Origin of the sequence: Kitasatospora sp. NBC_01287 (genome assembly GCF_026340565.1) — a bacterium.
GTDB lineage: Bacteria > Actinomycetota > Actinomycetes > Streptomycetales > Streptomycetaceae > Kitasatospora.
Genome location: NZ_JAPEPB010000001.1, coordinates 4,348,778 through 4,374,412, shown reverse-complemented (window position 1 = coordinate 4,374,412; position 25,635 = coordinate 4,348,778). Strand labels below are relative to the sequence as shown.

22 protein-coding genes and 1 tRNA gene are annotated in these 25,635 nt (G+C 72.4%); 13 read left to right on the top strand and 10 right to left on the bottom strand.

The features are described from left to right. Positions 1-95 precede the first annotated feature (95 nt). The 3 genes from OG455_RS18615 (at position 96) to purM (ending at position 3,811) form a co-directional block, all read left to right on the top strand. Positions 96-932, top strand: coding sequence for a diacylglycerol kinase (locus tag OG455_RS18615; protein ID WP_323185535.1), 837 nt, complete (start codon positions 96-98; stop codon positions 930-932). Between the two features lie 151 nt (positions 933-1,083). Beyond that, a complete protein-coding gene (purF, locus tag OG455_RS18610) occupies positions 1,084-2,664 on the top strand; it encodes an amidophosphoribosyltransferase (protein WP_266295150.1) in 1,581 nt (526 codons plus the stop codon). Positions 2,665-2,737: 73 nt separating this feature from the next. Then, positions 2,738-3,811 (top strand): phosphoribosylformylglycinamidine cyclo-ligase, encoded by a 1,074-nt coding sequence (gene purM / locus OG455_RS18605; RefSeq protein ID WP_266295147.1) that lies wholly within the window; start codon positions 2,738-2,740, stop codon positions 3,809-3,811. A 171-nt stretch (positions 3,812-3,982) separates the two neighbouring features. Here purM and OG455_RS18600 read toward each other — a convergent pair whose 3' ends face one another. Together OG455_RS18600 and OG455_RS18595 are read right to left on the bottom strand one after the other, a co-directional pair. Further along, positions 3,983-4,228: a DUF3073 domain-containing protein gene (locus OG455_RS18600; protein WP_266295145.1), complete on the bottom strand. Its 246-nt coding sequence runs from the start codon at positions 4,226-4,228 to the stop codon at positions 3,983-3,985. Positions 4,229-4,580: 352 nt separating this feature from the next. Continuing rightward, positions 4,581-5,711: a Glu/Leu/Phe/Val dehydrogenase dimerization domain-containing protein gene (locus tag OG455_RS18595; RefSeq protein WP_266300862.1), complete on the bottom strand. Its 1,131-nt coding sequence runs from the start codon at positions 5,709-5,711 to the stop codon at positions 4,581-4,583. A 223-nt stretch (positions 5,712-5,934) separates the two neighbouring features. Between OG455_RS18595 and OG455_RS18590 the strand changes: the two genes are divergently transcribed. Further along, positions 5,935-6,882 carry a hypothetical protein gene (locus OG455_RS18590; protein WP_266295144.1) on the top strand — a complete coding sequence of 316 codons (948 nt, stop codon included), beginning with the start codon at positions 5,935-5,937 and terminating at the stop codon, positions 6,880-6,882. 584 nt (positions 6,883-7,466) lie between these two features. After that, positions 7,467-7,673, top strand: coding sequence for a developmental transcriptional regulator BldC (bldC, locus tag OG455_RS18585; protein WP_030459248.1), 207 nt, complete (start codon positions 7,467-7,469; stop codon positions 7,671-7,673). 634 nt (positions 7,674-8,307) lie between these two features. Here bldC and OG455_RS18580 read toward each other — a convergent pair. Beyond that, positions 8,308-8,381, bottom strand: a tRNA-Asp gene (locus OG455_RS18580). A gap of 162 nt (positions 8,382-8,543) precedes the next feature. Further along, the gene (hrpA, locus tag OG455_RS18575; protein WP_266295131.1) at positions 8,544-12,512 is read right to left on the bottom strand and encodes an ATP-dependent RNA helicase HrpA; all 3,969 of its coding nucleotides are present in this window, start codon (positions 12,510-12,512) and stop codon (positions 8,544-8,546) included. A 186-nt stretch (positions 12,513-12,698) separates the two neighbouring features. On the opposite strand from hrpA, the gene OG455_RS18570 reads away from it, so the two are divergent. From OG455_RS18570 to OG455_RS18560, 3 genes are all read left to right on the top strand, one after another. Continuing rightward, positions 12,699-13,139, top strand: a complete 441-nt coding sequence (locus OG455_RS18570; RefSeq protein WP_266295129.1) for a MarR family winged helix-turn-helix transcriptional regulator — start codon at positions 12,699-12,701, stop codon at positions 13,137-13,139. Positions 13,140-13,417: 278 nt separating this feature from the next. Continuing rightward, positions 13,418-14,722, top strand: coding sequence for a glycosyltransferase 87 family protein (locus tag OG455_RS18565; protein ID WP_266295127.1), 1,305 nt, complete (start codon positions 13,418-13,420; stop codon positions 14,720-14,722). 4 nt (positions 14,723-14,726) lie between these two features. After that, the gene (locus OG455_RS18560) at positions 14,727-16,358 is read left to right on the top strand and encodes a DUF2079 domain-containing protein (protein WP_266295125.1); all 1,632 of its coding nucleotides are present in this window, start codon (positions 14,727-14,729) and stop codon (positions 16,356-16,358) included. A 90-nt stretch (positions 16,359-16,448) separates the two neighbouring features. Here OG455_RS18560 and OG455_RS18555 read toward each other — a convergent pair whose 3' ends face one another. After that, positions 16,449-17,789, bottom strand: coding sequence for an MFS transporter (locus tag OG455_RS18555; protein WP_266295123.1), 1,341 nt, complete (start codon positions 17,787-17,789; stop codon positions 16,449-16,451). A 100-nt stretch (positions 17,790-17,889) separates the two neighbouring features. On the opposite strand from OG455_RS18555, the gene OG455_RS18550 reads away from it, so the two are divergent. Both OG455_RS18550 and OG455_RS18545 read left to right on the top strand, forming a co-directional pair. After that, positions 17,890-18,975 (top strand): DUF5937 family protein, encoded by a 1,086-nt coding sequence (locus OG455_RS18550; RefSeq protein WP_266295121.1) that lies wholly within the window; start codon positions 17,890-17,892, stop codon positions 18,973-18,975. 96 nt (positions 18,976-19,071) lie between these two features. Beyond that, entirely contained in the window at positions 19,072-20,382 is a 1,311-nt protein-coding gene (locus OG455_RS18545) for an ATP-binding protein (protein WP_266295119.1), read from the top strand. 109 nt (positions 20,383-20,491) lie between these two features. On the opposite strand, the gene OG455_RS18540 is transcribed toward OG455_RS18545, so the two are convergent. Continuing rightward, positions 20,492-20,719: a hypothetical protein gene (locus OG455_RS18540; RefSeq protein ID WP_266295117.1), complete on the bottom strand. Its 228-nt coding sequence runs from the start codon at positions 20,717-20,719 to the stop codon at positions 20,492-20,494. A gap of 408 nt (positions 20,720-21,127) precedes the next feature. Here OG455_RS18540 and OG455_RS18535 point away from each other — a divergent pair, with 408 nt between their 5' ends. Continuing rightward, positions 21,128-21,331 carry a cold-shock protein gene (locus OG455_RS18535; RefSeq protein ID WP_266295115.1) on the top strand — a complete coding sequence of 68 codons (204 nt, stop codon included), beginning with the start codon at positions 21,128-21,130 and terminating at the stop codon, positions 21,329-21,331. 132 nt (positions 21,332-21,463) lie between these two features. Here the strand turns inward: OG455_RS18535 and OG455_RS18530 are convergent, their stop codons facing one another. After that, the gene (locus OG455_RS18530; protein ID WP_266295113.1) at positions 21,464-22,375 is read right to left on the bottom strand and encodes a sigma-70 family RNA polymerase sigma factor; all 912 of its coding nucleotides are present in this window, start codon (positions 22,373-22,375) and stop codon (positions 21,464-21,466) included. Positions 22,376-22,490: 115 nt separating this feature from the next. Between OG455_RS18530 and OG455_RS18525 the strand changes: the two genes are divergently transcribed. Further along, on the top strand, positions 22,491-22,934 hold the full coding sequence (locus tag OG455_RS18525; protein WP_266300861.1) for a carboxymuconolactone decarboxylase family protein: 444 nt from the start codon (positions 22,491-22,493) through the stop codon (positions 22,932-22,934). 32 nt (positions 22,935-22,966) lie between these two features. Here OG455_RS18525 and OG455_RS18520 read toward each other — a convergent pair whose 3' ends face one another. From OG455_RS18520 to OG455_RS18510, 3 genes are read right to left on the bottom strand one after another with little or no spacing between them, the layout of a single operon-like run. Then, positions 22,967-23,182, bottom strand: coding sequence for a hypothetical protein (locus tag OG455_RS18520; RefSeq protein WP_266295111.1), 216 nt, complete (start codon positions 23,180-23,182; stop codon positions 22,967-22,969). Next, positions 23,179-23,682 carry an SMI1/KNR4 family protein gene (locus OG455_RS18515; RefSeq protein ID WP_266295110.1) on the bottom strand — a complete coding sequence of 168 codons (504 nt, stop codon included), beginning with the start codon at positions 23,680-23,682 and terminating at the stop codon, positions 23,179-23,181. The genes OG455_RS18520 and OG455_RS18515 overlap by 4 nt, the downstream gene beginning before the upstream one ends. After that, entirely contained in the window at positions 23,679-24,365 is a 687-nt protein-coding gene (locus OG455_RS18510) for a hypothetical protein (RefSeq protein ID WP_266295109.1), read from the bottom strand. Before OG455_RS18510 ends, OG455_RS18515 begins: the two co-directional genes overlap by 4 nt. A 72-nt stretch (positions 24,366-24,437) precedes the next feature. On the opposite strand from OG455_RS18510, the gene OG455_RS18505 reads away from it, so the two are divergent. Beyond that, complete coding sequence (locus OG455_RS18505; protein ID WP_266295108.1) at positions 24,438-25,571, top strand: hypothetical protein; 1,134 nt, start codon at positions 24,438-24,440, stop codon at positions 25,569-25,571. Positions 25,572-25,635 lie beyond the last annotated feature (64 nt).

The following is a 25,635-nucleotide window of genomic DNA, read 5'->3' as shown; positions in this document are numbered from 1 at the left end:
GCGTAGGCCGCAGTCTGCCCCGAGATAGACGAAGCCCCTGGCGCAATAGCGCAAGGGGCTCTTGCACCGAGAGATTACCTGAGGAAGGACCGGTCGTGTCGTCCCTGTCCACGCCCGCACCCCGACCCTCCGACGCCGCCGGGCCGCCCGGCGGCGCGCCGCTGCTGGTGCTGCTCGACCCGGCGGCGAAGGAGAGCGACGGGGAGGCGGTGCGGATCGCCCGGGACGTGCTGTCGGGGGGCGCGGACGTCAAGGTGGTGGTGCCCGAGAGCGCGGCCGAGCTGGACCGGGTGCTCGCGCACCGGGGCAGGCGCCGCCCGGTGGTGGTCGGCTCCGACCTCGCGCTGCAGCGGGTGGTGCAGGCGCTGCACCACCAGCGCGAGTTGGGCGCGGGCCCGCTGGGCCTGGTGCCGGTCGGGCCGGGGCGGTCGGTCGCGCTGGCCCGCGCGTTGGGGGTGCCGGCCGAGCCGGTCGCGGCGGCCCGCGCGGTGCTGGCCGGGATGCCCAGGCAACTGGGGCTGCTGCTGGACGACGGTGACGGGGTGGTGCTGGGCGAGGTGCGGATCCCCGGGCGGCGGCAGGGCCATTCAGGCGGCTGGCGTTCGCTCTGGGCGAAACTGATTGCCGCCGAGCAGGTGGAGCCCCAAGTCGCCCGGCTGCGGGTCGAGGCGGACGGCCGGCCGCTGGCCGGCGCCGACCGCGGGCTGCGGCTGGTCGCGCTGCGCCTGCCGGCCGGCTCGGCGGCGGCCGAGCTGGTGGTGCGCCCCTCGGGGCCCGGTGGCGCGTTGCTGCGGGTGCGGGCTTCGCGCGTCACGGTGGCCGGGCACACCTTCGGCTACGAGGCGGACGGCTGCCCGGCCGGCCCGGTGTCGGCCAGGACCTGGACCGCCCACCCGGGCGCCTGGCACCTGCTGCTGCCCGCCCCGGCGTGACCAGGCTCACGCCGACGGTCGCCGGATCCGTGTGCCGCCTGCTCGGGGGACATGGTAAGGGGCCCGATCTACGCGCGTTGCCGGGCAAATCGCCAGGCCGACGCCCCGCCCGACTGCGGAAGCCTGTGCCAACTGCCCTAGACTCGAAGACGTGCCACGTGGTGACGGAAGACTCAACCACGATCTTCTTCCCGGTGAGAAAGGCCCCCAGGACGCTTGCGGCGTCTTCGGTGTCTGGGCTCCCGGCGAGGAGGTCGCCAAGCTCTCGTACTTCGGCCTCTATGCCCTGCAGCACCGCGGACAGGAATCCGCCGGTATCGCGGTGAGCAATGGCTCCCAGATTCTCGTCTTCAAGGACATGGGACTCGTCTCCCAGGTCTTCGACGAGGCCGCACTGGGCTCCTTGCACGGGCATATCGCCGTCGGACATGCCCGCTACTCGACCACCGGGTCCTCGGTCTGGGAGAACGCCCAGCCGACCTTCCGGGCGACCGCTCACGGTTCGCTGGCCCTGGGCCACAACGGAAACCTGGTCAACACCGCCGAACTCGCGGCGATGGTCGCCGAACTGCCCGGAGCCGAGCACGTCTCGCGCTCGGGCCGGACCGCGGCGACCAACGACACCGACCTGGTGACCGCGCTGCTGGCCGGCCACCCGGACCTCTCCATCGAGGAGACGGCGCGCCAGATCCTGCCCCAGGTCAAGGGCGCCTTCTCGCTGGTCTTCATGGACGAGCACACGCTCTACGCGGCTCGCGACCCGCAGGGCATCCGCCCGCTGGTGCTCGGCCGCCTGGAGCGCGGCTGGGTGGTCGCCTCCGAGACGGCGGCGCTGGACATCTGCGGCGCCAGCTTCATCCGCGAGGTGGAGCCCGGCGAGCTGATCGCCATCGACGAGAACGGCATGCGCTCCTCGCGCTTCGCCGAGGCCAAGCCCAAGGGCTGCGTCTTCGAGTACGTCTACCTGGCCCGCCCCGACACCACCATCGCCGGGCGCAACGTGCACCTGTCGCGGGTGGAGATGGGCCGCCGGCTGGCCGCCGAGGCGCCGGTCGAGGCCGACATGGTGATAGCCACCCCCGAGTCCGGCACCCCCGCCGCGATCGGCTACGCCGAGGCCAGCGGCATCCCCTACGGCTCCGGCCTGGTGAAGAACGCGTACGTCGGACGCACCTTCATCCAGCCCAGCCAGACGATCCGCCAACTCGGCATCCGGCTCAAGCTCAACCCGCTGCGCGAGGTCATCGCCGGTAAGCGCCTGGTGGTCGTGGACGACTCGATCGTGCGCGGCAACACCCAGCGCGCCCTGGTGCGGATGCTGCGCGAAGCGGGTGCCGCCGAGGTGCACATCCGGATCTCCTCGCCGCCGGTGAAGTGGCCCTGCTTCTTCGGCATCGACTTCGCCACCCGCGCGGAGCTGATCGCCAACGGCATGACGGTGGAGGAGATCGGCAAGACGCTCGGCGCCGACTCGCTCGCCTACATCTCGATCGACGGCATGATCGAGGCCACCAAGCAGCCCAAGGACAGGCTCTGCCGAGCCTGCTTCGACGGGGAGTACCCGATGGAGCTGCCCGACCCGGCGCTGCTCGGCAAGCTCCTGCTGGAGGCGGAGATCGCCGGTAGCAAGCAGCAGCCGCCGGTGCGCGGCAAGCCGACCAGCTCCGACCTGGACGGGGTCCAGTCGCTGCTCGGCGGTCACGGCGCGGCCGACGCGCTGCGCCGCCCGTAAGTCTCACAGCGGGGCCCCGGTCGGGGCCCCGCTGCCGTTAGCAAACCCCCACAGACCCGAGAGGGCCGCAGCAGTGACCAGCACAGACAGTGGCGCCACCTACGCCGCCGCCGGAGTCGACATCGAGGCGGGCGACCGCGCGGTCGAGCTCATGAAGCAGTGGGTGAAGAAGACCAACCGGCCCGAGGTGGTCGGCGGCCTGGGCGGCTTCGCCGGCCTCTTCGACATCTCCGCCCTGAAGCGCTACGAGCGCCCGCTGCTGGCCTCGGCCACCGACGGCGTCGGCACCAAGGTGGCCATCGCCCAGGCGATGGACAAGCACGACACCATCGGCCACGACCTGGTCGGCATGGTCGTCGACGACCTGGTGGTCTGCGGGGCCGAGCCGCTCTTCATGACCGACTACATCTGCGTCGGCAAGGTCCACCCCGAGCGGGTCGCGCAGATCGTCAAGGGCATCGCGGAGGGCTGCGTGCTGGCCGGCTGCTCGCTGGTCGGCGGCGAGACCGCCGAGCACCCGGGCCTGCTCGGCCCGGACGACTACGACGTCGCGGGCGCCGGCACCGGTGTGGTCGAGGCCGACGCGCTGCTCGGCGCGCACCGGGTGCGGGCCGGCGACGTGGTGATCGCGATGGCCGCCTCCGGCCTGCACTCCAACGGCTACTCGCTGGTCCGCCACGTGCTGCTCAACGAGGCGGGCTGGCGGCTGGACCGCGAGGTGGCGGAGTTCGGCCGCACCCTGGGCGAGGAGCTGCTGGAGCCGACCCGGATCTACTCGCTGGACTGCCTGGCGCTCGCCGGGGCCACCGAGATCCACGCCTTCTCGCACGTCACCGGCGGCGGCCTGGCGGCCAACCTGGCGCGGGTGATCCCGGAGGGCCTGCACGCCCGGCTGGACCGCGGCACCTGGACCCCGCTGCCGGTCTTCCAGACCGTGGCCGAGGTCGGCCGGATGCAGACCCTGGAGATCGAGAAGACGCTCAACATGGGCGTCGGCATGGTCGCCGTGGTCCCGCCGGAGTCGGTCGACGTGGTGCTGGCGATCCTGGAGGACCGCGGCGTGGAGGCCTGGCTGCTGGGCGACGTGGTGGCCCGTGACGCGGAGCACCTGGCCGGCTCGGCGCTCTACGGCGACTACGCCGGCTGACGCGACCCGCGCGAGCTGACGCGACGGTGCTCCGCACCCCCTGGCCGGGGGTGCGGAGCACCGTCGTCCTCGTCGTCCCCGAGGGCGACCACGCGCCCTCGGAGGATGTCTTCGGGAACGCCGAAAACCGGCCCGGGCGCGCTGGGCGACCGGACCGGTCAGGACCTGACGTCAGACTCGGCGGCGGGACTGGTGGTGGCCGGCTTCGGCCTCCTCCTCGTCCTCGTCGTTGTAGTAGTCCGCGTAAGCGGCGTAGGGGTCGTCCTCGTCCTCTTCCTCAACCGGCTCAGGGTTGATGGATGGAACGGGTGAAACGCCCAGCTCGCTGGACAGACGGTTAGCGTCGAAGCCGCCGCTGTTGTACTTCAGCTCGCGGGCGACCTTCGTCTGCTTGGCCTTGGCCCGGCCGCGCCCCATGGGTCGACCCCCTCAACGATGGGGCTCACGGCCCCGAGTCTGACACGTGTTCATGATCAGGAGCGGCTTGCCCGAAGCGGGATAGCCGTCCCTTGGAGCATCAACGGTACCTGTTTCCGCCCTCGGACGGTACGTCGCCAGTGTGACGTGGCGCGCACTATCGACCCCTGGGACCAGGTCTCTCCTGGTCGGGCAGGGAATTCCGGGTGGTGACAGGGGTGCCCGGCGGGTGTCCGGGACCGTCGTTCTGCGACCGATTATCCCCCGACCGTGGCGTCCTGGACGCCCGATCGGGGGATATCCGGTGAATCCGGTTCCACATTGTGATCCGGCCGCTGACGCGGGCGCCGGGTCAGCCCCTGCGTGCGCCCGGGAGCAGGATCGTGCGCAGCGCGCTGATCTCGCGCATCCGGCGCTCGGCCAACCGGTCGGCGGCCACGGCCGGCGGCACGCCGTCGGCGGCGGCGCGGGTGAAGATCTCCAGGGTGGTGTCGAAGATCTTCACGGCCTTGTTCTTGGCGCGCTCGAAGTTGAAGCCGTCGATCTCGTCGGCCACCTGGATCACGCCGCCGGAGTTCACCAGGTAGTCGGGCGCGTACAGGATGCCGCGGTCGGCCAGGTCCTTCTCCACGCCCGGGTGGGCCAGCTGGTTGTTGGCCGCGCCGCAGACCACCGAGGTGCCCGCCGCGGTCAGCTGGGCGACGGTGTCGTCGTCCAGCGCGCCGCCCAGCGCGCACGGGGCGTACACGTCCAGCCGGGCGCCCAGCAGCGCCGGGGTGTCGGCGACCACCTCGACGTCCGGGTGGGCGGCCCGCACCCGGTTGACGGCGGCCTCGGAGACGTCGGTGATGACCACGGTCGCGCCGTCCGCCACCAGGTGGCCGACCAGGTAGTGGCCGACCTTGCCGACGCCCGCCACGCCGACCCGCTTGCCGCGCAGGGTCGGCTGGCCCCAGCGGGCCTGGGCCGAGGCCCGCATGCCCTGGAAGACGCCGAAGGCGGTGAGGATCGAGGAGTCGCCGGCCCCGCCGTGCTCGGGGGAGCGGCCGGTGACGTGGTCGCACTCGCGCGCTATGACGTCCATGTCCTGGACGTAGGTGCCCACGTCGCAGGCCGTGATGTAGCGGCCCGCCAGGGACTGCACGAAGCGGCCGTAGGCGCGCAGCAGCGCCTCGGACTTGTCGCCGCCCTCGGCCTTGGCCGCCGGGTCGCCGATGATCACGGCCTTGCCGCCGCCGAGGTCGAGCCCGGCCAGCGCGTTCTTGTAGCTCATCCCGCGGGAGAGCCGCAGCGCGTCCTCCAGCGCCTCCTCCTCGGTGGCGTACTGGTGGAAGCGGGTGCCGCCGAGGGCGGGGCCCAGCGCGGTCGAGTGGATGGCGATGATCGCCTTGAGCCCGGTGGCCCGGTCGTGGCAGAGCACGACCTGCTCGTGCCCGTCGCCCGGGGCGCCGTCCTGCTCAGTACGGAAGATCCGGCTCAGCACGCCTGGTGCGGGGTGCGTCGCGGATTCGGTGCGTACGTCGGTCACTGTGGTGACTCCAGTATCTGCTGGCCCGCTGCGGTGGTGCGGGCATCTACGGCGAAGCGTAGTCCGCGGGCCCGGGCCCGCACCGCCCCCTGTTCGGATCGCGGACGCCGGTGCGATGACGGTGCGGATCCGACCGATCCCTCCCGATCGGTCGGTGGCCCGTGCGACGATGCAGGACGTGACCGCTGTGCACACCTCCGTGCTGCCGCCCTACGCCGCTCACCTGCGGGTGTACGAGCCGCTGGCGGCGTTCCCCGAGCCCGACCGGGCCCGCTGGCAGGCGTACGCGGCCGAGCACGGGCCTGACGCGGCGTCGGCCGATGAGCCGGTGGCGCGGGCGGCGCTGGAAGCACAGCGGGGGGCGCTCGCCGACCTGCTTCCCCGACCCCCGCGCGCGCGCTCGACGGGCGCACCCCCGGCCGAAGGCTGGGAGTGGGAGAGCGAGCACGCCTTCGTGCGGGTGGCCGACTCGGTCACCTACGTCTGCCCGTGGGCGACCCGGCTGCGCAGCTGGCAGGCGCTGGAGGAGCTGCGCGACTCGCTGCCGGTGGCACTGCTCGACACCGTGCTGCCGGAGGCCGTGCGCGAGCAGGCGCAGGCGGCGCAGGCCACCTGGCGCTCCGCCCACCCGGACGCGCGGCCGTGGATCCTGACCAGCCGTTGGGAGGTGCCGAGGCGCTGGTTCCTGCCGTTCGGGGACGAGGAGCGGCACTTCCGGCCCGCGGAGCCGCGCGAGGGGGAGCGGCCGGGCCGGCCGGCGGCGCTCTTCTACCTGACCTCGATGGCCCAGGCCCGGCGCCGGGTGGCGCGCGCCTACCGGGTGCTGCGCACGGGGACCCCCGCGGCCGAGGGCCCGGGCAGGGTGGCGGGCACGCCGCTGGCGGCCGGGGCGGAGGAGGTGGGGCGCTGGCTGGAGGAGTTCCACCCGCGCTCACTGGTGGAACTGGACTACGGGGGGCTGGTGCACGCGATCAGGGAGCCGCAGTTGGCGGCGGACCGGTCGGCCGCCGAGCTGGCGCAGGGGCTGGAGGCGCTGCGGGCCGGTGACGTCCAGGGCGCCGTGCGGGCCTACGAGGCGGTGACGGAGCGCTGGCGCGCGGTGCTGGCGCTGCGGCAGGCGAACTGAGCGGGCTGAGCGGGCTGAGCGGGCTGACGGGGAGTCGGTCGAAGCGGGGCCGGGCGGGGCGGGGGTACGGCGGGGGATGACGGGGAAGTGACGGGGATTCAGCGGGGGTACCGCGCTGGGCGGGTGTCAGTGTCGCGTTCGGTCAACCGGGACCTAGGTCCCGGTTCGGGTCAATACCTCCCGAACGTGACACTACTCACCGTTGACGCGAAGTCGCAGGTAAGGGTAAAAATGGGACAACCAGCCCAACTCTCCTCACGCCTGCCCACTTTTGGGTGGATCTGGGGTCGGTGCGCCCTTTGGGGGGAAACGACAGGTCTGGGCTCTCCATTACCGGTTGTCACGATATCGTGACTGTCCGCTATGGGATGGTCCATCGCCTTCCGTCGCTCTTGAACCCGTGAGGGGCCAATTTTGGCGGTTTGGTCGATAGGGCTGGACGGATGGTGTAGTTGTAGACACCAGGACAAGCCGTTCGTCCTATAACCGACTCGGTCCGTCTCTGCCATTTCGGGCATCGCGGGCCAAGGTGCAGAATTTGAAGGATAGAACCGCCCTGGTTCGGTTCTCCGAGGAGGCCGCTCATGACCGCTCGTACCCCTGACGCTGAGCCCCTGCTGACGCCGGCAGAGGTAGCCACCATGTTCCGCGTGGACCCCAAGACGGTCACGCGATGGGCCAAGGCGGGCAAGCTCACGTCCATCCGCACGCTCGGCGGCCACCGCCGGTACCGGGAGGCGGAGGTGCGGGCCCTGCTGGCCGGTATCCCCGCCCAGCGCACCGAAGTCTGAGGGGCTTCCCGGCGGCGGCAGCCGTACCGCCGCGGGAAAGCCTTGTAGCAAGTTCGTCGAAGGGGTCGTTCCCCGGACTCCGCCGGGTCCGGGGAACGACCCCTTCTTCGTGCGCGGAAGTCATGAGCGTCAACCATTTCATGACTGTCATTTGACCAGGAAATGGCGGGTGAATGGAGAGCTGTTGTGGCGCCTGAGGTGGGATGAAATGCAAATGGCGAGACTTTGGAGACTTGGCGAAGTCAGTACAATTTTATATATTAAATCAGGGCGCGCTCAGGGAGGGTTCGACCTGGACAAGTTCAAGAAAAGATAAGTGACGACCGTCACAGAAGACCCTCTTGAGCTCCGGGCCGGGCTGTCGATAATGCGCGGCTGACGGCCCGTCGGCCGGCTCTGCCGAGCGGACCGTCGTCTGACCGGTGGCGAGTGGTGGCCTCAGCGGTGGGCCCACCGCTGGCCCGAGGTGGCCGGGCGGGCACGAGCACGTCCGAAGGGACCGACCTGACGGCCCGTCGGCCGGGTTCGGCAGCCAGAGGCCGGCAGGGCGGGAGAGGGCAGGGCAAGGCAGGGCGCGGGGCAGGGGAACGACGAGAGGCCCGGAACCAGACGGTTCCGGGCCTCTCGGCTTGGGCGACCCTGACGGGACTTGAACCCGCGACCTCCACCTTGACAGGGTGGCGAGCTAACCAACTGCTCCACAGGGCCTTGCTTCTCACTGCAGCTCATCGATCCGGTACTCATCGACTGCTTCGGTGATTTCCGCTGCTCTTGGCGGCGACAAGACAGATCGTACTGCATTCCGGGCCCCCAGGTCGAACCGGTGGCGGGGCGGCCGGTTCGACCTGGGGGCCCGGACCTGGGGATCCCTCAGAGGGTGGCGGCGGCCGTGTCCATCGCCTTCAGGATCCGCTTCTCCGACACCGGCGAGGGGGTGCCCAGCGACTGGGCGAAGAAGCTGACCCGCAGCTCCTCGATCATCCAGCGGATCTGCCGAACCTCGGCGCCGGGCTGCTGCCCGGCCGGCACGGCCGCCAGCAGCTCGCCGTAGGCCCGCTGCACCTCCTGCACCTTGAGCAGGTGCTGCAGATCGCGCTGCGGGTGGTTGGGCAGTGCCTCCAGACGCCGGTCCACCGCCGCCAGGTAGCGCTTGAGGTCGCCCAGGCGCTGCCAGCCGGTGCCGGTCACGAAGCCGGGGTGGACCAGCGAGGCCAGGTGCAGCTTGATGTCGTTCACCGCGGAGAGCAGGACCGGGCTGCTGACCGACTTCAGCCGGTTCTGCGCCCGGTGGAAGGCGACCAGGGCCGAGGCCGTCTTCAAGGTGGTGTCCGCCGACAGCTCGTACAGGTCGGCCCTGACCTTGTCGTGGAGCTTGCCGAAGGACTCCTCGTCCCAGGCGGGGCCGCCGGCCAGGGTCATCAGCCGGTCCGCGGCGCAGGCGGTGATGTCCTCGAAGAGGGCGGGGACCGAGCCGTGCGGGTTGTAGGACAGGGCCAGCTTGGCCTGGTTGCCGAGCCGGGCCTGGATCCCCTTGGCCGGCGAGTTGACGGTGAGCAGCAGCAGGCGGCGGGTGCCCTGCCACATCGCGTGCTGCTGGGCCTGCTGGGTGTCGAAGAGCCGCACCGCCACGCTCTCGCCCTCATCGGTGAAGGCGGGGTAGGCGCGCAGCGAGTGGCCTTGCGAGCGCTGCTCGAAGGTGCGCTGGAGCAGCGGCAGTTCGGCGGGCCAGGCGGTCAGGCCGGTGCGCTCGATGCCCCGCCCCGAGGCGGCCGAGGAGAGGGTCTCCTTCAGCTTGGGGGTGAGCCGCAGGCGCAGGTCCTCCAAGTCCTTGGACTCGGCGAGCTTCCGCTTGCCGTCCACCACCCGGAAGGTGACCTTGAGGTGGTCGGGGACCCGCTCCTCGTCCCAGGCCTCGGGCGGGATGGGCTGGCCGCCCATCCGGTGCAGGATCCGCTCCAGGGTGGGGAGCAGCGGTTCCTGGCGGTTGGTCATCTCGCGCAGCGCGGCCCGGGCGAAGTCCGGGGCGGGCACGAAGTTGCGCCGCACGGCCTTGGGCAGCGAGCGGATCCAGGCGGTGACCAGGTCGCCGCGCAGGCCCGGGATCTGCCAGTCGAAGCCCTCGGAGGAGACCTGGTTGAGCACCGGCAGCGGGATGTGCACGGTCACGCCGTCCGCGTCGCTGCCCGGCTCGAACTGGTAGGTCAGCTGGAAGCGGAGCTTGCCCTGCTGCCAGTGGTCCGGGTAGTCGGCCTCGGTGACGCCGTCGGCGGCGTCGTTGATCAGCATCGACTTCTCGAAGTTGAGCAGGTCCGGCTGGTCGTGCCGGGTCTTCTTCCACCAGGAGTCGAAGTGCCGGGTGGAGACGACGTCCTGCGGCAGCCGGGCGTCGTAGAAGTCGAAGAGGGTCTGGTCGTCGACCAGGATGTCGCGCCGGCGGGCCCGGGTCTCCAGCTCCTCCACTTCGCCGAGCAGCTTGCGGTTGGCGGCGAAGAAGTGGTGGTGGGTCTCCCAGTCGCCCTCGACCAGGGCGTTGCGGATGAACAGCTCGCGGCAGAGCTCCGGGTCGATCCGGCCGTAGTTGACCCGGCGCTGGGCGACGATCGGCATCCCGTAGAGGGTGACCCGCTCGAAGGCCATCACCGCGCCGGCCTTCTTCTCCCAGTGCGGCTCGCTGTAGGTGCGCTTGATCAGGTGGGCGGCCAGCGGCTCGACCCACTCGGGTTCGATCTTGGCGTTGATCCTGGCCCAGAGCCGCGAGGTCTCCACCAGCTCGGCGGACATCACCCAGCGCGGCGGCTTCTTGAAGAGGCCGGAGCCGGGGAAGACCGCGAACCGGGCCCCGCGGGCGCCGCCGTACTCGCGCTTCTCCACGTCGAAGAGGCCCAGGTGCGAGAGCAGGCCGGCGAGCAGCGACTGGTGGATCCGGTCGGCGTCCGGTTCGGCATCGGGATGGGGCTCGTCCATGGTCACCCCGAGCTGCTTGGCGACGGTGCGCAGCTGGGTGTAGATGTCCTGCCACTCCCGTATCCGCAGGTAGTTCAGGAACTCGGCCTTGCACATCCGGCGGAAGGCCGAGGAGGAGAGCTCCTTCTGCTGCTCCCTGACGTAGCGCCACATCGCCAGGTAGGAGAGGAAGTCGGAGGTCTCGGAGGTGAAGCGGCGGTGCCGCTCGTCGGCGGCCTGGCGCTTCTCGGCGGGCCGCTCGCGCGGGTCCTGGATGGAGAGTGCGGCGGCGATCACCATCACGTCGCGCACGCAGCCGTTCTTGTCCGCCTCCAGCACCATCCGGGCCAGCCGGGGGTCGACCGGCAGCTGCGCGAGCTTGCGGCCCAGCGGGGTCAGGCGCTTGCCGGGGTCCTTCTCCCCGGGGTCCAGCGCGCCGAGCTCCTGGAGCAGGTTGACGCCGTCCTTGATGTTGCGCGAGTCCGGCGGGTCGAGGAACGGGAACGCGGCGATGTCGCCGAGGCCGGCCGCGATCATCTGCAGGATGACGGAGGCCAGGTTGGTGCGCAGGATCTCGGCGTCGGTGAACTCGGGGCGGGCGAGGAAGTCCTCCTCCGAGTAGAGCCGCACGCAGATTCCGTCGCTGGTGCGGCCGCAGCGGCCCTTGCGCTGGTTGGCGCTGGCCTGGCTGATCGCCTCGATCGGCAGCCGCTGGACCTTGGTGCGGTGGCTGTAGCGGGAGATCCGGGCGGTGCCCGGGTCGATCACGTACTTGATGCCGGGGACGGTCAGCGAGGTCTCGGCCACGTTGGTGGCGAGCACGATCCGGCGGGAGTTGGAGCGCTGGAAGACCCGGTGCTGCTCGGCCGAGGAGAGCCGGGCGTAGAGCGGCAGCACCTCGGTGAACTTCAGGTTCAGCTTGTTCAGCGCGTCCGCGGTGTCGCGGATCTCCCGCTCGCCGGAGAGGAAGACCAGGATGTCGCCGGGGCCCTCGGCCTGCAGCTCCTGGGCGGCCTCGCAGATGGCCTGGACCTGGTCGCGGTCGCGGTCGACCGCGCTGTCCTCCTCCTCGGCGTCGGCCAGGTCGTCGACCAGCGGCCGGTAGCGGACCTCGACCGGGTAGGTGCGCCCGGAGACCTCGACGACGGGGGCGTCGCCGAAGTGCTGGGCGAAGCGCTGGGGGTCGATGGTCGCGGAGGTGATCACGACCTTGAGGTCGGGGCGGCGGGGGAGCAACTGCTTCAGGTAGCCGAGGATGAAGTCGATGTTGAGGCTGCGCTCGTGCGCCTCGTCGATGATCAGCGTGTCGTACTGGCGCAGCTCGCGGTCGGTCTGGATCTCGGCCAGCAGGATGCCGTCGGTCATCAGTTTGACCAGGGTGTCCTGACCGACCTGGTCGGTGAACCTGACCTTCCAGCCGACGGCCTCGCCGAGCGGGGTGCGCAGCTCCTCGGCGACCCGCTCGGCCACCGTGCGGGCCGCGATCCGGCGCGGCTGGGTGTGGCCCACCAGGCCCTTGACGCCGCGGCCCAGCTCCAGGCAGATCTTGGGGATCTGGGTGGTCTTGCCGGAGCCGGTCTCGCCCGCCACGATCACCACCTGGTGGTCGCGGATCGCCGCCAGGATCTCGTCCTTCTTCTGACTGACCGGCAGCTCGGCCGGATAGTTGATCGCCGGGACGGCCGCACGGCGCTGCGCCACCCGCAGCTCGGCCTTGTCGATCTCGGCGGTCAGCTCGGCGGCGGCCTTCTGGCGGGTCTCGGGGTTGCGGGCCCGGCGCGCCCCGTCCAGCCGGCGGCCGATCCGCTGCTGGTCGCGCAGTGTCAGCTCGGGCAGCCGGGCGGCCAGCTCGCCGATGGTCGGCGCAGCGGCCGGCTGGACAGCGGGGGAACTCATCGCGGGCATCCCTCAAGGGTCGCAAAGGGCGGTGGTGGGCCGCACCTGTGTTTCTGCGGGGGTCGGTACTGCTGCGGGTCGGTGCGCGGCGTATCAAGTGTCACACCCGGGCAGGCCGGTAGAGGTTGCGGGGATAGTCGTCGCGGAGATAGTTTCCGCAGAACACGCCGGGAGGAGGACGGGTCGATGGCGCTGGCGCCCGAGGACAGCCCCGGTTTCCTGCTCTGGCACGCGACCCTGCGCTGGGAGCGCCGGATCGCCGCCGCGCTGGCCCCGCTGGACCTCACCCACCCGCAGTTCGTCCTGCTGGCCGGCCTCTGGTACCTGGACGCCCAGGGCGGCCGGCCCAACCAGCTGGAGCTGGCCCGGCACACCGGCACCGATGTGAAGACCGCTTCTCAGGTGATTCGGCGCCTTGAGGCCAAGGAATTTCTCATCCGGCAGGTCGATGCTGTCGACACCCGGATGAAGCGGCTGGCCATCACCGAGCGCGGTGCGGTGGTGGCGGTGGCGGCGCTCGAGGTGGTGGAACGGGCGGACGCCGCGTTCTTCGCCGCGGTGCCGGACCGGGCGGCGGTGCTCGCCGTGCTCCGGCCGTTGGCGCACGGGGACGAGGACCACCGCTGAGCCGTGCGCCGGTCGGGCGGTTCGCGCTGCGGCGCGGCCGGCTGACCGGGCAGGCGTTCGGGTGGCGTTACCATCAACCGGGCGTGACACCCCTGTGACAGCTGGCGTGATGGGGGTCACTGAGCGCGGCTGGGAGTGCGGTCAGCCTGGTGGGTCGGTGCCCGCCAGGTCGAAGCGCCGTTCGTCCACGCCCGAGCTCCACGGCATGAGAGGCAGTACCAGAAGGATGGCCACGACCACGCGGCAGCGACCCCAGACCCCGAGCCCTGCGGCATCCCGTGGATGACCGCGGCGAGCACGGCGCGTCCGCCAGGCCGCGGCTGTTCGGCACCACGGGGGTGGCCGCGACCGCGGCCGTGATATCCCTGGGCGTCTTCGCCATCTGGCGGCACTTCTACGGTGTCTCGATGGTCGACATGCTCGTCTACCGGGCGGAGGGCCAGGCCGTCGTCAGCGGGCACGACCTCTACACGATGCGGCTGCCCGGCTGGGACCTGCCGGCCACCTACCCGCCGTTCGCCGCGATGCTCTTCGTGCCCAGCACCTGGTTCTCGGTCGGCATGCTGCGCGCCCTGGTGATGATCCTCAACGTGGGCCTGCTCGGCCTGCTCGGCTGGTTCTCCTTCACCCTGGCCGGCTGGCCGCGCCGCCGCTTCCGGCTCGCCGGGGCGCTGCTGGTGGCCGGTTTCGGCGTCTGGCTGGAGCCGGTCTGGACCACCCTGCAGTACGGGCAGGTCAACCTGGGCATCGCCTGCCTGGTGCTGTACGACCTGACCCGTCCCGACCGGCACCGGGGCAAGGGCATCGCGATCGGCATCGCCGCGGGCCTCAAGCTGACCCCCGGCCTCTTCACGGTCTACCTGCTGCTCACCGGGCGGATCCGCGCCGCCCTGGTGTCCGGGGCCACCTTCCTGGCCACCGTGCTGATCGGCGTGGTCGCGCTGCCCGGCGCCTCCTGGGGCTTCTGGACCAAGTACGTCTGGGACACCAGCCGGGTCGGGGTCACCGAGCTGGTGGACGACCAGTCGATGCGCGGGGCGGTGGCCCGGCTGCTCAGCAAGCACGACCCCGGCCTGCTGGCCACCCTGAGCAGCGGGCTGGCCCTGGTGCTGGGGCTGGGCATCGCGGTGCTGGCGGCCCGGGCGACCCGGGAGATCCGCCGGGCCGAGGCCTGGGGCGTGGTCTGCACCGCGATCACCGCGCTGCTGCTGTCCCCGATCAGCTGGACCCACCACTGGATCTGGTGCGTGCCGCTGCTGGTCCTGCTCGGCGCCGAGAGCGCCCAGGAGCTGGCCCGGCCGCGCGGTGTGCGGCGACTGCGCTGGCGGGTGGTGCTGGGGCTGACCGCCGCCGTCTTCCTCTCGTACGCTATGTGGCTGGTCCCGCAGTCCGGCGGGCTCGGAGTGCCGTGGTACTGGCAGGTACCCTCTTCGGTCTATCCACTGACCGGCGTCGCCGTGCTGGCCCTGATGGGCCGGCGCCTGCTGCGCATCCACCGACCGACCATCGCCCGGCTGACCCGCGGCCGGGCCGAGCAGCCCGACCGGAGTGCGCGGGACGCCTCCCTGACAAGGCAGAGCTGACCTGATGACGTCCCAGACCGATCTGCAGACGGCCGCCGCCCCGGCGCCGCGGACCGGGCCCCCGGCCCTGGCGGTGCTCGCGAGGCTCTCCTCGGGGGCGGCCTCCAGCCGGGGCCGTGCGGTGCTGCTGAGCCTGCTCTGCTTCGGCGTCTGCTTCGCCATCGGGATAGAGCAGTGGACCTCCGCCCAGCTGGGCGGCTTCGACCTGGGGATCTTCGACCAGGGGGTGCGCGGCTACGCGCACTTCGGGCTCCCGCTCTCCACGGTCAAGAGCGTGCACCACGAGTTCCCGCCCGGCTTCTCGATACTGGGCGACCACTTCTCGCCGATCCTGGCGCTGCTGGCACCGCTGTACTGGGTCTGGAACGACCCGCGCGCGCTGCTGCTCGGCCAGGCGCTGCTCTTCGCCGCCGGTGTGCCGCTGATCCGGCGGATCACCGCGCGGGCCTTCGAGGCCGCCGAGGACCGGGCCCGCCGCCGGGCGATGGACCTGGCCGCGCTCGCCTACGGGCTCGGCTGGCCGCTGCTGGTCGCCTCCCGGGTCGGCTTCCACGAGGTCGGCTTCGCCGTCCCGCTGACCCTGCTGATGCTGGAGCGGGGGATGGTCAGGCGCTACGGCGCGGTGGCGCTCGCCGCCCTGCTGCTCTGCTGCACCAAGGAGGACCTCGGCCTGATGGTCGGGGCCTACGGACTGGTGCTGATCCTGCGCTCGCGCCGCGCCGCGGACCGGCGCGGCGTGCGCGTGGGCGCCGGCCTGCTGGTGCTCGGGCCGCTCGCCTCGGTGGTCGCGATCCAGTGGCTGCTGCCCGCGATGGGCGGTCAGCCCGGCTACTACTGGAACTACCAGGAGCTGGGCGCCAACGCCGGGGACGCGGCAAAGCACGTGCTGCACAACCCCTGGCTGCTGGTGGAGGGGGCGTTCAGCGCGCCGCTCAAGCCGCTGCTGGTGCTCTGGCTCTTCGGCACCCTGCTGCTGCTGCCGCTGCGCTCGCTCACCGTGCTCTGCCTGGTCCCGCTGCTGACCGAGCGGATCCTCTCCACCAACCCCAACCACTGGTCGATCGCCCGGCACTACGACTCCTTCCTCTGGCCGATCCTGCTGACCGCCTCGATCGAGGTGCTCGGCCGGCTGCACGCCACCGAGCGGCGTCGCCGGCTGGCCAACTGGCTGGGCGTCTCCGCGGTGGCGATCACCGTCGCGGTCGCGATCCCGCTCGGCCTCGCCTCGCTGGCGGTGCCCTCCTACTGGAAGGCCGCGCCGAGCGAGGCCGCGCTGCTGCGGGCCAGCAAGCTGATCCCGGACGGCGCCACCGTGGAGGCCGACAACCAGGTGGTGCCGCGGCTGACCGCGCGCACCCACGTGGTGCTGGTGGACGAGACCCCGCGCGGGATGGACTACGTGCTGATCCGCTCCGACGCCCGCGCCTTCCCGTTCGCCACCGACAAGCAGCAGGCCGACCGGATCCAGCTGCTGCTGGCCCACGGCTACCAGCAGATCTGGTCCGAGGACGGCGCGGTGCTGCTGCACCGGGTCGGCGACCAGCCGATCCCCGGCGAACAACTGCCCGGACCGGGCAGCACACCGGTGCAGGACGTGGTGCCGTCGGACGTGGGACACAACCTGTTCCTGGGCTGACGACGAGGCGCCCGGCGGGCCGCCGGGCAGGGCGCCGGGCAGGGCGCCGGGCAGGGCGCCGGCCGTCCGGGTGGCCCGCCGGGCGGCTCATCAGGCCGGGTCAGGCCGCTGCCCGGGCGGTCGCAGGCGCTGGATCACCGCCGCGCCCAGCAGCGTGCCGGCGGCCAGGGTGCCCCAGAGCACCCCGCCGCCGACCGCGAACAGGCCGGTCAGCGCGGTGGGGGCCAGCGCCCGGCCCAGGCCGTTGGAGAGCTCCCAGCCGGCCAGTGCCCGGCCCAGCCGCTCGGGCGGGGCGGTGGCGACCACCAGAGCCGTGCCGGAGCCCGCGTAGCCGATCTCGCCGAAGGTGTAGAGCACCGCGACCGCGGCGACGGCGGCCGGGCCGGCCACCGTGCCCAGCCGCTCGGCGAGCCAGAAGCCGGCGTACGAGAGCGCCAGCAGGACGCCCGCGCCGGCCAGCACCGAGCGGCGCGGGCGGTGCGCCAGCCGGGTCACCACGGCGACCTGGGTGGTGATCACCAGCACGGTGTTGCCCACGAAGATGCCCGAGGACCAGGCCGGCGAGGCGTGCAGCCGGGTGACCAGCAGCAGCGGCAGCGCGATCTCCAGCACGTCGAAGCAGAACGCGAACGGCAGGTTCGCCAGGCCGAGCACGGCCATCGAGGGGCCGGGGCCGCCGGAGCCGCGCCTGAGCCCGGGGCCGCGCCTGAGCCCGGGGCCGCGCGCGGTGGCCGGGGCGGGTGGCCCGGTCGGGGCGGGCGGGGCCGAGATCCGCAGGGACCAGACCAGCGCGGCCGCGGTCAAATACCCGCCCGCGGTGAGCACGGCCAACCCGCGCAGCGCGCCGGTGCCGCCGGCCATCGCCAGGGTGGCGATCAGCGCGCCGGCCCCCAGCCCCGCGTTACGCAGCGAGCGTCCGGCGGCCAGCGCCGCGTCCCGGGCCCGGCCCTCGGTGAGCGTGCTCAGGTGCGCCGCGTGGGCGGTCGGCCAAGTCTGCGTCCCGGTGCCGAGCAGCGCCGCGGCCAGCACGAAGCCGGCGGTGCCCGGCACGGTGAGCAGCGCGGCGACCCCGGCGGTGCGGGTGAGCAGGGTCGCGGTGACGGCGGCGGAGCGGGCGCCGCGGTCGATCCAGCGGCCGAGCGGGGTCACCGCCGCCAGCCCGAGGAGCATCCCGGCGGAGAGCGCGAGCCCGGCCGTCCCGGCACCCAGGCGCAGCACCTTGATCGCGTAGAGCAGCAGGAACGGCCGCAGCAGGCCGGCGCCCAGCGCGTCGACCACCAGGGCGGTGGCGTACCGGGGGCCGCCGGGGACGCTGAGCAGGCCGGCCGCCGCGGTGGCGGATCGGGGCCCTCGGGACGGTCCGGGCAGACGGGGAGGGTGCGCGGGCCGGCCGGGTCGGGTGCGGGCGGGGCGGGTGACGGTCGGAGTCATGGCGCTCACGCTGCGCCCCGGGCCGGCCGGCGGGCACCTCGATTGACGCAGAGCGTCAATCGACTCCCCGGGCTCCACGCTGACCTGGCACGATCCCAGCATGAGCGTGACGATCGACATCGCCGGCCTGCCGCCGGAGCGGCTGCTCTTCGCCCCCTCGCCGCTGGCCGAGCTGACCGCGATGCTGCACGTGCTGGCCGAGCCCGCGCACCACCCCACGCTGCACGGCTGGGCCGGCAGCACCGCGACCGCGCTCGCGCCCGAGCAGGCCGACCGGTTGCTGGAGGCGGACTTCCTCTGGCGCTCCTCCCGCGCCGACTTCCTACTCCCGGCCGAGCCCGCGGCGACGCTGACCGAGGAGCTGGACGCACTCGACCGGCTAGACGACGAGCGCTACGTGACCGCCGCGCTGGTCACCACCTGCGGCTCCAACCGGATCGGCTTCCGGCCGGGCTCGCCGCTGGAGGACCCCGCCGCCCGGGAGCACGCCCGCGACCTGGCCAACGCCCGCGGCCCGCGCCAGGCCGCCTTCGCCGACCGGCTGCTCACCGACCCGCCCGCCGTCCGGGCGATCGTGCGCCGCCTGCTGGAGGAGTGCGCCGAGACCTTCTTCGTCGACGCCTGGGCCCGGGTGCAGCCCGCGCTGGTCGCCGACGCCCGCCGCAAGGGCGACCTGCTGGCCCGGCACGGGCTGGCCGACGCGCTCGCCGCCGTCTCACCGGCTGTCGGGTACGACGCCGAGGGCGGCCGGATCGTCATCGACAAGCTGCAGGACAACGCGACCAGCGCGGTCGGCTCCGGCATCACCTTCCTCCCCACCGCCTTCGGCCGCCCGCACCTGGTGGCGGTGCACGCGGCGGGCTGGCGCCCGGTGCTGCAGTACCCCGTCAGCGAGACCGGCCTGCCGCACCCCGTCCCGCTCGACCGCGTCCAGCAGCGGTTGGAGGCCCTCGCCCACCCCGTCAGGCTCCGGCTCGCCCGCACCCTGGCCCGAGGCGAGCACACCACCGGCGAGCTGGCCGCCGCCTGGCGGCTCAGCGAGCCCGAGGTCTCCCGCCACCTCACCCTGCTGCGCAAGGCGGAACTGGTCACCAGTCGCCGCCGCGGCCGGTACGTGCTCTACCGGCTGGACCTGGCCGCGAGCGCCCGGCTCGGCACCGACCTGCTGGAGGCGGTGCTGCGCTGAGGCGGTGCTGCGCTGAGGCGGCCGCGCCGGTGGCTGCCGATGGTCGGCAGCGGCCGGCAGCCACCGGCGCGGCGGGCGGGGCGCCGGGAGGCGAGAATGGAGTCCCGGACCGGCGAGGTGATGGCGATGCCCGCTTGGCATCTGCGGGACTACCACGACGGCGACCTCGACCAGGCGATCCAGATCTGGGACCAGAGCCGCCAGGCCGACGACGATCCCCCGGTCTTCCCAGTCTCCGAGGTGATGGCCGCCGCCGGCGCCGGCCAGACGACGGTGGTCGCGGCGGTCGGCGACGAGATGGTCGGGATGGCCGTCGCCCAGGCCCACGGGCAGCGGGCGTGGATCCTGCTGGTCGCGCTCGCCGCCCGCTGGCGCGACCGCGGGGTCGGCAGCGCCCTGCTGGCCGAGGTCGAGCGCCGGCTGCGCGCCTCGGGCGTGCGCCGGATCAGCGCGCTGCTGCCGGCGGGCGCCACCGGGGCCAAGGCGCTGGAGAACTCCGGCTACCTCCCTCGGACCGGCCTGGTCCTCCACGAGAAGCTCGAACCGCCGGGCGCGGCCAACGTCGACGCGCTCGCGGCGCTGGGCGGGCGGCTGCTGCCGGGCGGCCTGTGGGACGCGATGGCCGGGATGGAGCGGGAGAAGCAGGTGGTCGAGCGCCGCCTGGTGCTCCCGCTGGTGGAGCCGGCGCTGGCCGACCGCTACGGGGTCGCGCCGCCCAAGGCGGTGATCCTCTTCGGTCCCCCCGGCACCGGGAAGACCAGCTTCGCCAAGGCGGTGGCGTCCCGGCTGAGCTGGCCGTTCGTGGAGCTCTTCCCGTCGAGGCTGGCGGCGGCCACCGATGACGGGCTGGCCATGGCGCTGCGGGACGCCTTCGCGGACCTGGCCGAACTGGAGTCGGTGCTGCTCTTCATCGACGAGGTCGAGGAGATCGCCGCGGTGCGCTCCGGGCACGCGGTCGACCCCGGGCACGGGGTGACCAACGAGCTGCTCAAGATCATCCCGGGGTTCCGCGAGCACGACGCGCGGCTGCTGATCTGCGCCACCAACTCGGTGCGTTCACTGGATCCGGCGTTCCTGCGGCCCGGGCGGTTCGACTACGTCATCCCGATCGGTCCGCCGAACCCGGCCGCGCGCGCGGCGATCTGGGCCCGCTACCTGGGGCCGGCGGCCGCCGCGGTGGACCTGGACCGACTGGTGGCGGCCAGTGAGCTGTTCACGCCGGCCGACATCGAGTTCGCCGCCCGCAAGGGCGCGCAGGCCGCGTTCGAGCGCGAGGTCACCCGGCGCCGGGAAGGCGCGGCCGACACCCAGGACTTCCTCACGGCCATCGCCGCGACCCGCCCGACGCTCACCGCGCGGGCGATCGAGGAGTTCACGGCCGACATCGAGGCGTACAGCCGGATCTGAGCGCCCCGCCGGCAGGGTGGCGGGGCGCTCAGCACGGGCCGAGCCGACCGGTCCGGTGGATCCGGTCGGTCGGCTCCGGACGATCCGGACCTGTCAGAGCTGGAAGGGCTCAGAGCAGGAAGAGCTTGGCGAAGGGTGCTGAGACCCGTACCACTCGCGCGCCGAAGTCGACGAGCACGGCGACCTCTCCGGCGCCCTCGGCACCGACGACCCGGCCGAGGCCGTACTCGTCGTGGGTCACGCGGTCACCGACGGCGAATCGCTTGGGTGTCGGCGGCACCGCGGCTTTGAAGGGGCTGGTGGGCAGGTGGCGCCGAGGCGCGGCTGAATTCGTCATCCTGTCCAGTATGCGGCCGATCCGACGGGTTGGGGCAGTCCGGGGTGCCGGAATTTCGCGATCTTGGCCGTTCCGGCCGCTCGTAGCCGCCCGGTGGCACAGGTTTTCGGGAGCCCTCGGCCCCGCTCGCGGGCGCGCCCGGCCCCGGGCGCGCCCGGCTCGGGGCGCCCGCGAGCCGGGCCGACACGCCTCGGAAAGAGTCGGCGCCGCGAAAACCCCCGTTCCTGCCTTGGCCCTGCTAGAGTCAAAGTAGTTGCAGTTTTGGTTCCCATGAACTTTGTGTGCGCCTGCTGGTTTCAACCGCAGGCGCATTTTGTTTCCCGGCTCTTCCCCGGGCGGGTCCTCATCGCGGCGACGCAGAACTCGCGAGTGCGAGATTTCTGACTGCCCATTGAAGGAGTTTTTTACATGGCTCGTGGCACTGTGAAGTGGTTCAACGCGGAAAAGGGCTTCGGCTTCATCGAGCAGGAGGGTGGCGGTCCTGACGTGTTCGCCCACTACTCGAACATCAAGGCCGACGGCTTCCGTGAGCTGCTCGAGGGCCAGAAGGTCGAGTTCGACGTCACGCAGGGCCAGAAGGGCCCGCAGGCGGAGAACATTCACCCGCTCTAGTAGCTCGTAACTGCTTCAGGCAAATAGTCCTGGCAGTCCGAAGGGCTCGGACCACGCACTGCGTGGGCCGGGCCCTTCGGCATTTCCGGAATTCCGGTGCATCGCGTTTCCGGGGTGCCGCCAAGGGGTGGCTCAGGCCTCCCGGGCGTCGAGGAAGTCCACGTCGAGTCGGCTCAGCTGATCGGCGTCGGCGACTACGTCGATCGTGGTGATCCGGCCGTCGGTGATGGTGAAGCGGAGCGCGCCGCGCAGCTGCCCGCCCGGCGCCCAGGCGGCGCCCACCACGCCGTCCAGCAGCGCGGTGCGGGCGTCCTGGGCCCGTCCGAGGAAGGCGTTGAGGACGGAGGCCCGGCCGTGCAGCTCGTGCTCCGCCCCCAGCAGTGGGACGGCCCGGTCGGCGCGGAGCACCACGTCCGGGTCCAGGACGGCGAGCAGGGCGTCGAAGTCGCCTCCCCTGGCGGCACCGAGGAAGGCGTCGACGACCGCGCGGCGCCGGGCCTGGTCGCGCTCGGTGACCGGGTCCGGGGCACGGCCCTGCACCCGGCGTCGCGCCCGACTGGCCAGCTGCCGGGTGGCGGCGGGGGTGCGGTCCAGGATGGTCGCGATGTCCTCGAACGGCACGGCGAACAGGTCGTGCAGCACGAAGGCCAGCCGCTCGGCGGGCCCCAAGGCGTCGAGGACGACCAGCAGCGCCAGGCCGACCGAGTCGGCGAGCAGCGCCGCGTGCTCGGGATCCGTGCCCTCCTCCGCGCCGTCGGCCGGCAGGTCGGCCCCCGGGGCCTCCAGCGGGCCCTCCCGGCGGGCGGTGCGGGAGCGCAGCATGTCCAGGCAGACCCGGCCGACCACGGTGGTCAGCCAGCCGCCCAGGTTCTCCACGCCGCTGGTGTCGGTGCGGTGCAGCCGCAGCCAGGCCTCCTGCACCGCGTCGTCGGCCTCGTTGAGTGAGCCCAGCACCCGGTAGGCGACCGCCCTGAGGTGGTTGCGGTGGGCCTCGAAGGCCGCGGCCAGGAGTTCATTCTCGTTCTCGTTCTCGTGCTCGCTCATCGGTCACACCTTCCCGTCGGGATCCGTCAGTGCTGTGACGGACCAGTCGACCGCGATGTGACAGGACGGCGCGGTGCGGCACGACAACAGGAGACGAACAGTGACGCAGGCTCGCATGCAGAACCCGGCCGTGGTCATCCCCGAGGCGCTGCCGGCCATCCTCGACGTGTTCAAGGCAGCGAAGAAGGGCGGCGTACCGGAGACCACCCTCGAACTCGTCCACCTGCGGGTGAGCCAGATCAACGGCTGCAGCGCCTGCGTGGACGCGGGGTCGCGCAGCGCGCGGAAGGCGGGCGAGAGTGACGATCGGCTCTTCGCGGTGGCCGCCTGGCGCGAGACCCCCTACTTCACCGATGCCGAGCGCGCCGCGCTGGCCCTGGCCGAGGCGGCCACCCGGCTCGCCGACCGCGCCGACCCGGTGCCGGACGAGATCTGGGACCAGGCCGCCGAGCACTACGACGAGAAGGGGCTGGCCTCGCTCACCCTCATGATCGCCGTGACCAACCTCTTCAACCGCCTGAACGCCACCACCCGCCAGATCGCCGGAGCCGCCTGGTAGAGCGGGCCGCACCGCCCGGGTGCGGCCGGCTCTCAGCCGCGCCGGGCCTGGGCGGTGGCCAGGGTCAGCCAGTCCAGGTACCACTCGCCGAAGCCGACACGGCGGCCGTCACCGGCGGAGAGCGGCTTGAGGGGGATGTCACACGCCCGGTAGTCCAGCCAAATGCTGCCGCGCTCCGGCCCGGACACGACCAGCCAGGCGTAGTAGCCGCAGCCTTCGTGGCTCAGGCGGATCGCCCCGGCGGTCATGGCCGCGTCGAGCTCCTCCCACTCCTCGTCCCAGGCGCGGGACGCCGCGCGATACGACTGCTCGTCAGGAAGCCGCTCGCGCTCGGCTCGCGGGCGTCGAGCTCCTCCGCCCTGCGTTCCCGCTCCGCCACGGACGGGAACGGCCGTTCGAGCAGCGTGCCGGCATTTCGATATCCCCGGCCCTCGACCCAGTGCCACCCCCGCTCGTCGCGTCGCAGGGGAAACACCCCGTAGTGCGGGCCTGCTCCGCCCGCGCCCACGTCGAGGAGGAAGGCGCGGTAGTCCGGCGGAAAGGAGACGCCGAGGTCGCTCTCGGCCTCGATCACCTCGGACTCGCTGAGCCGGGGCTCCAGCAGGAAGTCGTGCCCGGAACCCTGCCGGCGGGCACCGAAGACCTCCGCCGCGTGCGAGGCCTCCCGCAGCGCCAGCACCTGCTCCCGGACCCCCGACCAGTCCACCCCTGAGTCCACGAGTTGCCGCTCCCCTGCCTCGTTCGTCACCGCGCCGCACTTCGCGCGATCGTGTCAGCCCCGGCGGGCGGGCAGCAACGGGATTCCGACGGCACGGGGCCGCCGGCGCCGGACGGCACTTGCTCAGCCATTCGCGGTTGCCGCGACGATCCTTGGAGCGCGGGAGGACGGTGACCGTCCGCCGTCTCATTGGCGTCGAACACAAAAACGCCCCCGAAGCGGGCTGCTTCGAGGGCATCGTGCCTGGTCAGGCGTGGTGGCCAGGGCCGGGGTCGAACCGGCGACCTTCTGCTTTTCAGGCCAAGCCGAGGCGGTGAGACCGCGAACATCGAGCCGAGCCACCCGGAGGGGAGTACCGTCTCGCCGATGCGCGGCAGGGCTTCGAACAGCGCGTCGAGGAGGCGCTCGGGGTCCTCCAGTAGGCGCGCGTTCTTCTTGACGGGCACCAGGCGGCCGCCGGTGACCCGGAGCAGCCGGGCCGCCTTGGCCCATTCGACCAGCAAGTTCAGGTGGTACAGCTCCTGGCTGGACTTGGTCTTGAAGGTCCTGTCACCGATGGCCGGGTCGATGGTGTCGCCGGTCTCCAGGAGTGTGACCAGGGTCCGCGCGTCCGCGAGGGTGACCTTGCCCGTCTGGGTGAGCTTGCGTCCCGCGCCGATCCAGCTGACGAGACCTCGGACCTGCTCGACGGTGCGTGGCTGCTCGGGTTCCATCGCCGCTTCCTGTCTGCTCAGACCTTGAGGATTCCATCATCGAGGATCGGCATTCCCGTTAGGCTCGCGGCGATGAGCGAGTACCAGTACTACGAGTTCCTGGCGATCGACCGACCGCTGACCAGCGACGAGCAGGAGCAGCTGCGGTCGCTGTCCACCCGGGCCCGGATCACCGCGACCAGCTTCACCAACGAGTATCAGTGGGGCAACTTCCGCGGTGACCCTCGGCGGATGGTGGAGCAGTACTACGACGCCCACCTCTACCTGACCAACTGGGGCACCCACCAGGTGATCCTGCGCCTGCCCAAGGGGCAGCTCACGCTGCGGGCGCTGGACCCGTACTGCTTCGACGAGTGCGTCGAGGCATGGACGACCAAGACCCACCTCGTCCTGGACCTGCGCAGCGAGGACGAGAGCGGGGACTGGGACGAGGGTGCCGAGGACTCGCTCGGTGCCATCGCCGGAGTGCGGGCCGAGCTGGCCGCCGGGGATCGCCGCGCCCTGTACCTCGCATGGCTGTCCGCCGTCGGCGCCTGGGCACTCCAGGAGGACGACGAGGAGGCCTACCGGGCGGCGGTCGAGCCCCCGGTCCCGGCCGGGCTCGACCGGCTCACCGCACCGCAGCGAGCGCTCGCGGACTTCCTGCGCGTTGATGCCGACCTGCTGGCGGTCGCCGCCCAGGCCAGCCCGCCCGCCCCCGAGCCTCCGAAGAGGCCCGGGAAGAAGGAGCTGGAACCGCAGATCGCCGCACTCCCCGACAAGGAGAAGAACGACCTCCTGCTGCGCCTGGCCCTGGGCAGTGAGGCGCAGCTGGGCGCCGAACTGCTGCGCCGCCTGCGCGGCGAACCGGTTGCCGCGCCCGTGCCGGGGCAGCGATCCGCAGCTGAACTGCTGGACGCAGCGCACGCGCGGGCCGCCGGGCGCCGACAGCGCGCCGAGCGGGTTCGAGACGAGGCGCGGGCAACGAAGCTGACCGCCCTGGCCGCCGACGAGGAGGCGATCTGGCGGGAGGTCGAGAACCACGTCGCCCGCAAGCAGGTGGCCCGCTACGACGCCGCAGTGGCCCTTCTGGTCGAGCTCCGCGATGCCTGTGACCACGTCGGACGCGGACTTGAGTTCCGGCAGCGGCTGGCCGCGCTCCGCGAGGAGCACCGGCACCTGCCTGGCCTGCTGCGCAGACTCGACGACCGGGTGCTGCGCGGCTGACGCCTTCCTTCCGTTCGCGGAGCTCGCCGAGGGGCACCCGTGCCCGTGGGCCGTGGCCAAGCGG

What these genes read in the sequence shown, in the direction of transcription:
- OG455_RS18600 (WP_266295145.1), bottom strand. Translation starts at nt 4,228, where the DNA reads ATGGGGCGCGGCCGGGCCAAGGCCAAGCAGACGAAGGTCGCCCGCGAG.
- bldC (WP_030459248.1), top strand. Translation starts at nt 7,467, where the DNA reads ATGACCGCTCGTACCCCTGACGCTGAGCCCCTGCTGACGCCGGCAGAG.
- hrpA (WP_266295131.1), bottom strand. Translation starts at nt 12,512, where the DNA reads ATGAGTTCCCCCGCTGTCCAGCCGGCCGCTGCGCCGACCATCGGCGAG.
- OG455_RS18570 (WP_266295129.1), top strand. Translation starts at nt 12,699, where the DNA reads ATGGCGCTGGCGCCCGAGGACAGCCCCGGTTTCCTGCTCTGGCACGCG.
- OG455_RS18560 (WP_266295125.1), top strand. Translation starts at nt 14,727, where the DNA reads ATGACGTCCCAGACCGATCTGCAGACGGCCGCCGCCCCGGCGCCGCGG.
- OG455_RS18555 (WP_266295123.1), bottom strand. Translation starts at nt 17,789, where the DNA reads ATGACTCCGACCGTCACCCGCCCCGCCCGCACCCGACCCGGCCGGCCC.
- OG455_RS18550 (WP_266295121.1), top strand. Translation starts at nt 17,890, where the DNA reads ATGAGCGTGACGATCGACATCGCCGGCCTGCCGCCGGAGCGGCTGCTC.
- OG455_RS18545 (WP_266295119.1), top strand. Translation starts at nt 19,072, where the DNA reads ATGGAGTCCCGGACCGGCGAGGTGATGGCGATGCCCGCTTGGCATCTG.
- OG455_RS18540 (WP_266295117.1), bottom strand. Translation starts at nt 20,719, where the DNA reads ATGACGAATTCAGCCGCGCCTCGGCGCCACCTGCCCACCAGCCCCTTC.
- OG455_RS18535 (WP_266295115.1), top strand. Translation starts at nt 21,128, where the DNA reads ATGGCTCGTGGCACTGTGAAGTGGTTCAACGCGGAAAAGGGCTTCGGC.
- OG455_RS18530 (WP_266295113.1), bottom strand. Translation starts at nt 22,375, where the DNA reads ATGAGCGAGCACGAGAACGAGAACGAGAATGAACTCCTGGCCGCGGCC.
- OG455_RS18525 (WP_266300861.1), top strand. Translation starts at nt 22,491, where the DNA reads ATGCAGAACCCGGCCGTGGTCATCCCCGAGGCGCTGCCGGCCATCCTC.
- OG455_RS18520 (WP_266295111.1), bottom strand. Translation starts at nt 23,182, where the DNA reads ATGACCGCCGGGGCGATCCGCCTGAGCCACGAAGGCTGCGGCTACTAC.
- OG455_RS18510 (WP_266295109.1), bottom strand. Translation starts at nt 24,365, where the DNA reads ATGGAACCCGAGCAGCCACGCACCGTCGAGCAGGTCCGAGGTCTCGTC.
- OG455_RS18505 (WP_266295108.1), top strand. Translation starts at nt 24,438, where the DNA reads ATGAGCGAGTACCAGTACTACGAGTTCCTGGCGATCGACCGACCGCTG.